At 76.7% G+C, this 1539-nt stretch carries 2 protein-coding genes; one reads left to right on the top strand and one right to left on the bottom strand.

All coding sequences use genetic code 11. The features are described from left to right. Positions 1–1153, top strand: a 1153-nt coding sequence (locus OMK64_RS19945; protein ID WP_272730095.1) for an NAD(P)-binding domain-containing protein, incomplete at its 5' end; no start/stop codon positions are given. An 84-nt stretch (positions 1154–1237) separates the two neighbouring features. Here the strand turns inward: OMK64_RS19945 and OMK64_RS19940 are convergent. Then, on the bottom strand, positions 1238–1539 hold a 302-nt coding region (locus OMK64_RS19940), incomplete at its 5' end, for a cellulose binding domain-containing protein (RefSeq protein WP_272730094.1).

Raw genomic sequence — 1539 nt, 5'->3', positions numbered from 1 at the left:
CGTCGTCGTCATCGGGGCGGGTCAGGCGGGACTGTCCGCGGCCTACCACCTGCGCCGCAGCGGCCTCGTCTCGGTCGGGCAGCGTGGCTGGGAGAGCGGCCCGTCGTTCGTCGTCCTCGACGACGAGCCCGGACCCGGCGGCGCGTGGCAGCACCGCTGGCCGTCGCTCACCATGGAGCGCGCGCACGGCGTGCACGAGCTCCCCGGCATGCCGCTCGTCGTGCCCGACCCTGCCGAGCCGGCCGCGCGTGCCGTCCCGTACTACTTCGCGCAGTACGAGGAGGCCTACGCGCTGCACGTGCAGCGGCCCGTCCGGGTCACCGCGGTGCACGACGAGGGTCGCGCGCCCGTGCCGTCGACGGGCACCGGTGCGCGGGACGGGGGCCGGTTGCTCGTGCACTCCCACTCGGTCGAGCAGCCGGACGAGCGCGTCGTCTGGCGTGCGCGCGGGCTCGTCAACGCGACCGGCACGTGGGGCAAGCCGTTCTGGCCCGCCTACCCCGGGCGCGGCGTGTTCGGCGGGCGCCAGCTGCACGCGCGCGACTTCCGGTCCGCGGCCGACCTGGCCGACGGGCACGTCGTCGTCGTGGGCGGCGGGACGTCGGCGGTCCAGCTGCTCCTCGAGATCGCCAGGGCTACGTCGACGACGTGGGTCACGCGACGGCCGCCGACGTGGCGCGACGAGGAGTTCACACCCGAGGTCGGGCGCGAGGCCGTCGCGCTCGTCGAGCAGCGCACCCGCGCCGGACTGCCGCCGGGGAGCGTCGTCAGCGTCACCGGGCTGCCGCTCACCGACGCCTACCGCGCCGGGATCGAGTCGGGGGTGCTGCGCGCGAGGCCCGTGTTCAGCCGGATCGTACCGGGCGCCGTCGAGTGGGACGACGCGGGGGCGCTCGAGGAGGGCTGGGTCGACGGCCCGTCGCGCGTCGAGGCCCGCACGATCCTGTGGTGCACCGGGTTCCGGGCGGCCCTCGACCACCTCGCGCCGCTCGGCCTGCGGGCACGCGGCGGCGGGATCGTCATGGACGGGACGCAGGTCGTCGCCGACCCGCGCGTGCAGCTCGTCGGGTACGGGCCGTCGGCCTCGACCGTCGGCGCGAACCGCGCGGGCCGCGAGGCGGTCCGCCACCTGCGCCGCCTGCTGTCGCTCTGACGACTCCGCCGGCCGGGCCGCGACGCAGCGACGCCGGGGCCGTCGCGGAGGACGACCCCGGCGTCGCCGGGAGGGTGCAGCGCGTCAGGCGCAGCTGACCGGGATCGTGCCGGTCGGGGCGGTGCCCGAGGCGATGAACCCGTACTCCGCCTTCGCGCCCGCGCCGAGCAGGCCGTTCCACGCGGCGTTCTTCACCGTGACGGACGTGCCGCTCGTCGAGTAGGTGCCCGACCAGCCCGACTGGATCGAGCCGCCCGACGGCAGGGCGAACTGCGTCGTCCACGAGCCGAGCATGGCGTTGCCGGCCGTGACGGTCACGCCGCCCTGCCAGCCGCCCGGCCACGAGCCCACGACCCGGAGCACCGCGGTGCACGTGCCGCCGGGGT

It is taken from the genome of Cellulomonas fimi (assembly GCF_028527925.1).
Classification (GTDB): Bacteria; Actinomycetota; Actinomycetes; order Actinomycetales; family Cellulomonadaceae; genus Cellulomonas; species Cellulomonas fimi_C.
This window is presented reverse-complemented; position numbering and strand designations above follow the sequence as displayed.